The following is an 8,893-nucleotide window of genomic DNA, read 5'->3' on the forward strand; positions in this document are numbered from 1 at the left end:
TTGAACATTACAACGAGCAGCATCCGCACAGCGCTTTGAACTATCGCTCACCGAGGGAGTTCAGGCGCTTGGCGGCAGCACCAATTTAACAGGGAGTTGGTGTCCGGTTTTGTAGGGGCAAATCCATCCCTATGGCCTTGTTCGATGGTGCGTTCCATGCCTGGATGGAGCTCGGAGCGAGCCTCCACCAGTGGCGTAGTCAACATCAGGAAACTGACTACAGGCACCTGAAGCGCGATTGCCAGCGGATGTTTTTTAAAAAGTGCGTTGATACTCATTGCATGCATACCCGTACATAGACTTCCCAAAGGAACGAATTGACCGGCACCCAGCGAGATGGGACCAGGCCTCGACGGGCCGAAGATTAGGGGCGGAGGGAGAATGGGTATGTAGGACTTATCTGCACGTAATGACTGAACGAATGGACGAAAGAGGTAGGGCTGATAAAAAAGAGGAGCTTTACGCTCCTCTTTTCCTTTGCACATAGCGTTTTTTACGTCGGCCAAGGCGAACCATCGCAATAGGCAGGACCCGCTACGACACCACGAACCAACAGAACGGCCTCGGCCGAGACGACAGGAGAAGGACCAATGATTGGTACGGTATAGGTGATGTGCACTGAGCCCCTACTATGGTTAGCCAGATTGATGGGCTTGATGTAGGTCGCATAAGGCCCGACGGACACCGTGAAGCCGATTTGCGCCTCCTGGAACGAAATAGGGCCATAAGGAAACGTCCCGGTGGCCCCCGCAATTGGCATCGCACCGGCATCATCGCTGCAGCCGGTCCAGTTCACCGTGACGATCATGCCCTGCGTCAGCAAAGGATGGGGCGGCACAAACACACGGGCGTTTCTCGCCGGCACTAGTAACGCCCCGCAACGTATTTCCCCAGGCAATGGTGGCGTTCCGGGTACAGCGGGCAAGGCTCCTGTGACGCTGGGCGCCAGGAAGGCAGTCACGTTGGCATTAACGTTGATATCCTGGGGCGGCGATGAGGTTCGGTTGTGGGTGGAGGCAACCGCAATTTCGTAACGCAGCGGAATCAACCCGTTGGAGTGCCGCTGGATATAGGGCCACGGTACCGTCATGGCGACCGTGTCACCCGGCATCGCGGTGGTAGGGTCCACAGGTTGTCTATCGACCTGTTCGTTCATGTAGTACAGAACGATATCGAATGCGCGGGCTGACGGAAGTGGTGTAGCACTCCACAACGTCACCTCGACATCCGCATCCAGCCCATTATCGTCCTCATCAAGCTCATTTACCTTGCCTGAGCCTCGCCCTGTCAGGACGGGTAACAGCAGGGTGATATTGATCGGGTCGGGGTCATGGGGGTTTGTCGGGCCACCCACCTCTAATTCCAGTTCGATATTGGTGGCTGTTGGTACCCAGTTAAGCACCTCATGGCGGTTCACTGCGTACTCTACTGCCAGGTTGAGCTTACCGGTGCTGGTCCCGTACAACACTAAAAGCGTTGGGAAATCCACATGAAAATTATAGGGCAGTTGAGAACCACCCAAAGGGTAAGGGCCCAGTTCACGTATGCCATGAGTGGTGGTCAGGCGGACATGAAACTGATCTATTGCACGGTCCTCATCATAGTCAGGGATGATCACAAACATCCCGGAGGACACCGCGGTGTCTGCACGATCGATCAGCCGGTCGCCAATGCCGGTCAGTGACACGGCATCCCTGACGCCCGCCGGAGCAAGCGTTGGGGCTGGGTTGAGCGCGATAGATATTGGCAACTCGAACGAGCGCTCACTGATATTGCCCGCGACATCAACCAGGCGGTACTGCAGTTTTTTTGACCCGTCCGACACCTCAGCCAGCGCTCTGCTGTAGCGCACGACCCTATCGGGAAACGCCGGGCCTTCTGCAACAGGGACGTCGGACTCGCCGTCAAATAGACGCCACCTGTCACCTGGGTCTGCACCCTCTGCCGCATAATCAGGGATTCCAAACGGAACACCACCGGCAGCGTCGTGGGAAGCCATGAACACCTCTGTGAGGCTCCCCGGCCAACCCGCTGGCAGCGTTAACATACGCGGGCCATCGGGAATGCTGTCGTAAGGTGCCGTACGGTCGATAACCAGCGGCACCTGGGGTGAGCCTGACTCATTCCCCCCCGGCCCACCCGAGGTGATTTTGTAACTGAAATGATGGTTCCCCTCCGTCAGCAACCTTCGCGGGACTCTTGTTGCATAGGAGGCTGGAATAATGCCAGGGAAAAAAACCGGCTCGCTAAGGATGAGGCCGCTCTGAAAATCCCCGATATCGTCAAGGTACGTGTCCAGCACATCTGGCCTACCTGGATTTGTGGGTGTCGGAACCCAGCTAGAGGTAGGAATATTCACCTCCAAAAAAATAGCGTCTGCCTTATCGCGGAAAATCAGGCCCGGATAGTTGACGTCATCCACCAGGCCATCGATAACAGGATCATCTAAAGTGATAGGCACCGCCTGTATGTTCGCGCCTGACTTTATCTTGGTACGATTGATGTTTTTCATCGTTTATTCACTCGCTATTGTTAAGTAGGTCGCCTTACCGATTAATGCACGCACGCGCACGCCCCTAGCCAATACGCACTTCGCCTTACAGATGCCTTCATGGCGATTGGAATTATCACCTATCAAAAAGCAAGTACGCCTTAACGTGTTGCGTACGATGTTTTTTATTTATCAATGGTTACCCGAACAATCACCCTGCACGTTATCGCAAAACCCTTCATCGCCTGGCTGGCAAACTTTTCCGGAGCCGGAAAACTTGCGGTCGATTCTGACGCGGCCTGGCGTTGACTCTCCAACGGGAGCTCCGTTGCGCACTAATGAATAACCAGAAGTTGCTGAAGCAAAACTGCGCATCGGTTCGATTTTCGTGTCCCAAGGCAGAACCGTTATATATACACCGGCGTTCAGGTGGTTGGCGTCAAGCGGGAGAGAAAATGAAAAGTCCGTGTCATCAATGGGGTCCTCCCAGTTGTTCTTGGAGTAGCCTTGCCAAAAAAATTGAATAATGTCATTCAATTGAAAAACAGGATCAGGACGCACCCACCAAATCACACCATGACAAATAGCCGGAATAGAATCACAAGTAAGATAATTGGCCCCACCATGCAGGCTGTGCTGTATCACGGGGGGATTCAGACGCACCAACGGCTCAACATGAACATTGACCAGCGTGTTCCGAGCGTCTTGTTCATTCACGCCATTACTGGTGATGTAAAAGACTGGAAGTTGCGGGTGGTTGCCTCCGGCAACAATGACACTGCCGGGCACATCGGTAAATCTGACTGGCTGGTCGAATACATCGCCTGGCTGAACGTCATAATGCGCAACCGGCCCTGCACCGCTCCAATAGAGCTCCAATCGCTCTCCAGCAACAGGGCCGACATATAGCCGCACCCACACCTGCGCACCCAAGTCGCGATCCCGCAAATCAAGTTCGTTGTGCAATCCGGAGCCTAAACCGAAAACGTCCACTCGTGACAATGTCTGGTTGAGCCTCGCTGGCGCAAGCGCGTGGTCTTGCCCGGCGATCGTCAAGTCAACCCAGAAAAAACCAGACGGTGAAGGAACATCCGGGCGACCAGTGCGTTGAATGGTGTACCTCACTTCCACCAGTTCGCGAACCAAGGGAGTCGGGCCACGCAGAGTGTCCCAGGGTATCGATACCGTAAACGGAAAGCCGGTAATGGTCTGCGCTGGAAGCACGTCGCGACCGTCCCAACGCATCACGACACGGTCTCCCGGTGCAAATCCATCGTATTGATGCGGGATGACAGCCGCGACGATCGCCCGCGCATCGTCACGCTTGATGAGAAAATCGTTATAGGCCGGAGGACGTATTTGAGGAGCGGGTAGATTGCTCGGGCCCGCAATCAAACTGACCTGAAAAGACAATGGCGCGCTGAACCCGGAGAAATTGCCGGCGCGATCATAAAGGCGGTATTGCAGGTGAGCCGCACCGTTTGGCAGTGAACGGAAATCGTCCGCAGGTATCCTCAGAACCAGGGGTTCAGCAATAAAAGTGAACTCTTGAATACCTTTCTGTATCGCAGGAACTGGTGGGGCATTGTCATCAAGATAGTAGCCAACACGGTCACGCCCGGCTCGACCAATGAAATCAGGGACAAGGACTTCGATAAAGGGATTGTTTGCTAGCACCTCTTCGGTGATGCCTGTCGCCTCGATACCCGGATCAACGAACTGCGCCTTGTCATCCGGGTCTTGAAACCTGGGTGGGTTGTTGTCCACCCTCAACGTAAGGGGAAGCGAGGGAGTAGAGAAACCGGTCTCATCCACAATCGTGAAGTAGATTTGTACTACTGCATCGATCTCCCTCATGTAATCCACTGGCACATACAGTGAATAAGGAAAGTCCGCAGGATTCAGCGGGCCGGGAAAAGGCTGAGAGTCAGCCTCAACGTCAATGCCCTGTATTCTCCACCACAGCTTGAGGGTCTCGACCCTGCCCGGTGACGGCCCGGGTATCCATTGGGGAATACGACACTCCAACGGTTGCAATGAGATAGCGAGTGGGATCAACCCTTCGGGATCGGTTGGGTCAACGCCGACGATCTCCGCAAAGTCTCCGTGCATGTTAATCCCTTCGGCCCTGCGAGACAGAACGGTGATGTGGGAGGCAGACGCGTCAGAGCGATACATTTTGGCTTCCTTCCTTCACAAGGTTTGGGAAGAATTAAATGCCTAATTTTCTCCTTTCGATACTGTCAAAACTAACAGGTAAGGCCCGCCACTCGTCGGTTTTGCCCTCCCTGCTTCCACGCTGCCTTGTTCGACAATCGCTTGACGAATTTGCGCGCTTGGTGTTTCCTGAAACCGGTTTCAATGCTGTGATTCAGTACTGACACCCCATAAATCCAATAAGAAAGGCCCGCTACCGTGACAACCTTTTCCGCCGCCCAGCGCAGCCGTGTAACCATGCTTGACGTGGCCGAGCGCGCCGGTGTGTCCAAAGCCAGCGTATCGCGCTTTATCGGCGATGACCGCACATTGCTGTCCGACGCCATTGCCTTGCGCATCGAACAGGCCATTGATGAGCTGGGCTACCGCCCCAACCAGATGGCCCGTGGCCTGAAACGTGGGCGCACCCGCCTGATCGGCATGCTGGTGGCCGATATCCGCAACCCTTATTCGATTGCCGTGATGCATGGTGTGGAAACTGCCTGCCGCAAGCATGGCTACAGCCTGGTGGTGTGCAACACCGACCGTGATGACGAGCAGGAGCGCCAGCATCTGGCTGCGCTGCGCTCGTACAATATCGAAGGCCTGATCGTGAACACCCTCGGTCATCACCTCGACCAATTACTGGAACTGCAACGGGAAATACCCCTGGTGCTGGTGGATCGCAAGGTCGAACCGCTGCACAGCGACCTGGTGGGGCTAGATAACCCGGTGGCCGTGCGCATAGCTGTCGAACACCTGGAACAGCAAGGCTATCGTGACTTGCTGCTGGTCAGCGAAGCGGCAGATGGCACCAGCTCACGGGTTGAACGCCTGGACAGCTTCAAGGCCCAGATCAACCAGCGCACAAGCCTGCGCGGCGCCGTGCTGGAAATTGATGCGCACTTGAACAGTCATCTGCAAAGCTTCCTGATGAATCCTAAAAACGGTCCCAAGGCGCTGTTCTGCGCCAACGGCATTGCCGCCCTGGCCTGCACGCGAGCGCTGCAGGAACTGGGCTGCACTCTGTTCACCGATATCGGACTGATTGCCCTTGATGACCTGGACTGGTACCCGCTGGTAGGCAGTGGTATCACCGCCCTTGCCCAACCCACCGAGGCCATTGGTGCCAGTGCGTTTGACTGCCTGCTCAAGCGCTTGCGCGGTGACGATTCGCCAGCGCGAACCCTGGATTTCCTGCCGCAACTGATTGTCCGCGGATCAACCCGCAACTCTCTGTGGGAGCCGGGCTTGCCCAGTTAAGGAAATGAAGCGCCAAACATTACCCTGTGGCAGCAGGCTTGTTGTGGCGAGAATTTCCAGATCCACAATTTAATTTTTGTCAAAAAATGAAACCGGTTTCAGAGGTCAATAATAATGTACAAATACCCCGTTTCCATCAGCCTCTCCAGCTACGGCGCGGACGTCGTCCGCCAGCGTGGCCAACTGAGTTTTGTCCAGGTGTTGGCGGATGCCGGCGCACAACGTATCGAATGGCGAGAAGAGTTACTGACCACCGAGCAACCGGCCGATCTGACGCAAACTGCCGCAGACCAAGGTCTGGAATGCGTATTTTCCTCGCCACTGGAGCTTTGGGTCGCCGGCCGCGCACAGCCCAACGCCGAACTGGCCGCCACTCTCGACCGCGCCCAGGCCTTCGGGGCTCGCTGGCTGAAAGTCTCCCTCGGTTATTTCACCGATACCAACGACCTGCAAAGCCTGGCGGCCCTGCTCAACCGTCACCCTGTTCGCTTGCTGGTGGAAAATGACCAGACCCTGCACGGCGGACGTATTGAGCCGATGCAGCGCTTTTTCAACGAGGCCGAGCGGCTCGCCGTGCCGGTGAAAATGACCTTCGATATCGGCAACTGGCAATGGCAGGACCAATCGGCCACCACGGCCGCCCGCCTGTTGGGTCGGCATGTCGATTACCTGCACTGCAAGGCAGTGGCCCGCCGCGCGGATGGCAAGTTGGTAGCACTGCCGCCGAGCGCCGCAGACCTGCATCTATGGGAACAATTGCTGCGCCACATGCCCCAAGGTATTACCCGGGCCGTGGAATTCCCCCTGCAAGGCGAAGACCTGACACAGGTCACCGCCCAACAGGTCGCTGCCCTTACTGTCCTTGGCCAGCCCCGCCTGGAGAACGCTCATGTCTGAGATCGATATTCTGTCGTTTGGTGAAACCATGGCGATGTTTGTCGCCGAGCAAACCGGCGACCTGGCCCAGGTCGGCCAGTTTCACAAACGCATCGCCGGGGCCGACAGCAATGTCGCCATTGGCCTGTCGCGCCTGGGTTTCAACGTGGCCTGGCTGAGCCGGGTGGGCGACGACTCCCTTGGGCGTTTCGTGGTGGACACCCTGCAGAACGAAGGCCTGGACTGCAGCCATATAGCGATTGACCCGCTGCACCCCACGGGCTTTCAGCTCAAATCACGGGAAGACACGGGTGCCGATCCGCAGGTGGAGTATTTTCGCCGTGGTTCGGCGGCTAGCCATTTGTCGGTGGCGGCGATCCGTCCCGAACTGCTGCAGGCGCGTCATCTGCACGCCACCGGTATCCCGCCAGCGCTGTCGGATGCCACCCGTGATCTGTCCCGCCAATTGATGACACAAATGCGCGAGGCCGGGCGTAGCGTCTCGTTCGACCCCAATTTGCGCCCGGCCCTGTGGGCCAGTGAGCAACGCATGATCAGCGAAATCAACGCCCTCGCCTGCCTGGCGGATTGGGTTCTGCCGGGGCTCGGTGAAGGCCGCCTGCTGACCGGTTTCGAAGACCCGGCGGACATCGCCGCGTTCTACCTGGACCAGGGCGTGGAAGCCGTGGTGATCAAGCTGGGGCCTGATGGTGCCTATTACCGCACCCAACTGGACGAAGGATTTGTCGCCGCCGTACCGGTAGCCAAGGTGATCGACACCGTGGGCGCCGGCGATGGCTTTGCCGTAGGCGTGATCAGCGCCCTGCTGGAAAACCTCAGTTTTGCCCAGGCCGTACAGCGCGGCAATTGGATCGGCAGCCGTGCCGTGCAGAGTCGAGGAGATATGGAGGGGTTGCCGATGCGGGCTGACCTGCCCCTTTCACAAAAAGCCGGTTAGTCAAAAACACCCAGGTTACCTGTTGCCACAACTACAACAAGCTCAGGAGCACTCTCATGCAAACGCTGAAACTAGCCACCCGTCGTTGGTGGTACATCATGCCCATCGTCTTTATCACCTACAGCCTGGCGTACCTGGACCGCGCCAACTATGGCTTTGCCGCAGCCTCCGGGATGGCCGAAGACTTGATGATCACCCCCGGCATGTCGTCGCTGCTGGGTGCGCTGTTCTTTCTCGGTTACTTTTTTTTCCAGGTGCCAGGGGCGATCTACGCGCAAAAACACAGCGTCAAGAAGCTGATTTTTGTCAGCCTGATCCTCTGGGGTGGCCTGGCGACGCTAACCGGCGTGGTCTCCAACGCCTACATGCTGATCGCTATCCGCTTCATGCTCGGCGTGGTGGAAGCCGCCGTGATGCCGGCGATGCTGGTGTATCTGTGCCATTGGTTCACCCGCGCCGAACGCTCCAGGGCCAACACCTTTCTGATCCTCGGCAACCCGGTGACCATGCTCTGGATGTCAGTGGTGTCGGGCTACCTGGTGCAGCATTACAGCTGGCGCTGGATGTTTATCATCGAAGGCTTGCCGGCGGTGCTCTGGGCGTTTATCTGGTGGCGCCTGGCCGATGACCGCCCCGCCGATGCCAAGTGGCTCAGCGACGCACAGAAAAAAGACCTGGAAACTGCCCTGGCCGCCGAACAGGTGGGGATGAAGGCAGTGAAAAACTACGCCGAGGCCTTCCGCTCGCCGAAGGTGATCATCCTGGCACTGCAATTCTTTTGCTGGAGTATTGGCGTCTACGGCTTTGTGCTGTGGCTACCGTCGATCCTCAAGAGCGGTTTGCAGATGGACATGGTCGAGGCCGGCTGGCTGTCGGCTTTGCCATACCTGGCCGCAGTGATCGCTATGCTGGCTGTGTCCTGGGCGTCGGACAAGCAGCAAAAGCGTAAACGTTTTGTCTGGCCGCCGCTGCTGATTGCCTCTGACAGTTCTGGACCCAAGCTAACAGTTAGTCGTGATTTTATCCATACAATTCAATAGCTTAATTCTTCTAACTATTTTGCATTCATTTTGCGCAAGTTCACGTGATTAAGCGGTCGTCCACTCATG

Annotated in this window: 6 protein-coding genes and 1 pseudogene; 4 read left to right on the plus strand and 3 right to left on the minus strand. The window is 56.7% G+C overall.

The features are described 5' to 3' along the window. Positions 1–47 precede the first annotated feature (47 nt). The 3 genes from FQ182_RS29225 to FQ182_RS29235 all read right to left on the minus strand — a co-directional run bounded on the left by FQ182_RS29225 (position 48) and on the right by FQ182_RS29235 (position 4,669). Positions 48–278: a hypothetical protein gene (locus FQ182_RS29225; RefSeq protein ID WP_149415271.1), complete on the minus strand. Its 231-nt coding sequence runs from the start codon at positions 276–278 to the stop codon at positions 48–50. Between the two features lie 215 nt (positions 279–493). After that, on the minus strand, positions 494–2,512 hold the full coding sequence (locus FQ182_RS29230; protein WP_149415272.1) for a hypothetical protein: 2,019 nt from the start codon (positions 2,510–2,512) through the stop codon (positions 494–496). A 171-nt stretch (positions 2,513–2,683) separates the two neighbouring features. After that, positions 2,684–4,669: a hypothetical protein gene (locus FQ182_RS29235; RefSeq protein WP_149415273.1), complete on the minus strand. Its 1,986-nt coding sequence runs from the start codon at positions 4,667–4,669 to the stop codon at positions 2,684–2,686. A 237-nt stretch (positions 4,670–4,906) separates the two neighbouring features. On the opposite strand from FQ182_RS29235, the gene FQ182_RS29240 reads away from it, so the two are divergent. The 4 genes and pseudogenes from FQ182_RS29240 to FQ182_RS29255 all read left to right on the plus strand — a co-directional run. Then, complete coding sequence (locus FQ182_RS29240) at positions 4,907–5,950, plus strand: LacI family DNA-binding transcriptional regulator (RefSeq protein WP_149415274.1); 1,044 nt, start codon at positions 4,907–4,909, stop codon at positions 5,948–5,950. A 114-nt stretch (positions 5,951–6,064) separates the two neighbouring features. Continuing rightward, positions 6,065–6,847 carry a sugar phosphate isomerase/epimerase gene (locus tag FQ182_RS29245; RefSeq protein ID WP_149415275.1) on the plus strand — a complete coding sequence of 261 codons (783 nt, stop codon included), beginning with the start codon at positions 6,065–6,067 and terminating at the stop codon, positions 6,845–6,847. Further along, complete coding sequence (locus FQ182_RS29250; protein ID WP_149415276.1) at positions 6,840–7,784, plus strand: sugar kinase; 945 nt, start codon at positions 6,840–6,842, stop codon at positions 7,782–7,784. The genes FQ182_RS29245 and FQ182_RS29250 overlap by 8 nt, the downstream gene beginning before the upstream one ends. Positions 7,785–7,840: 56 nt before the next feature. Further along, a pseudogene (locus tag FQ182_RS29255) lies at positions 7,841–8,767 on the plus strand (MFS transporter); the annotation flags it as partial. Positions 8,768–8,893: the final 126 nt, after the last annotated feature.

Origin of the sequence: Pseudomonas sp. ANT_H4 (assembly GCF_008369295.1) — a bacterium.
Classification (GTDB): Bacteria; Pseudomonadota; Gammaproteobacteria; order Pseudomonadales; family Pseudomonadaceae; genus Aquipseudomonas.

What these genes read in the sequence shown, in the direction of transcription:
- FQ182_RS29245 (WP_149415275.1), top strand. Translation starts at nt 6,065, where the DNA reads ATGTACAAATACCCCGTTTCCATCAGCCTCTCCAGCTACGGCGCGGAC.
- FQ182_RS29225 (WP_149415271.1), bottom strand. Translation starts at nt 278, where the DNA reads ATGAGTATCAACGCACTTTTTAAAAAACATCCGCTGGCAATCGCGCTT.
- FQ182_RS29235 (WP_149415273.1), bottom strand. Translation starts at nt 4,669, where the DNA reads ATGTATCGCTCTGACGCGTCTGCCTCCCACATCACCGTTCTGTCTCGC.
- FQ182_RS29250 (WP_149415276.1), top strand. Translation starts at nt 6,840, where the DNA reads ATGTCTGAGATCGATATTCTGTCGTTTGGTGAAACCATGGCGATGTTT.
- FQ182_RS29230 (WP_149415272.1), bottom strand. Translation starts at nt 2,512, where the DNA reads ATGAAAAACATCAATCGTACCAAGATAAAGTCAGGCGCGAACATACAG.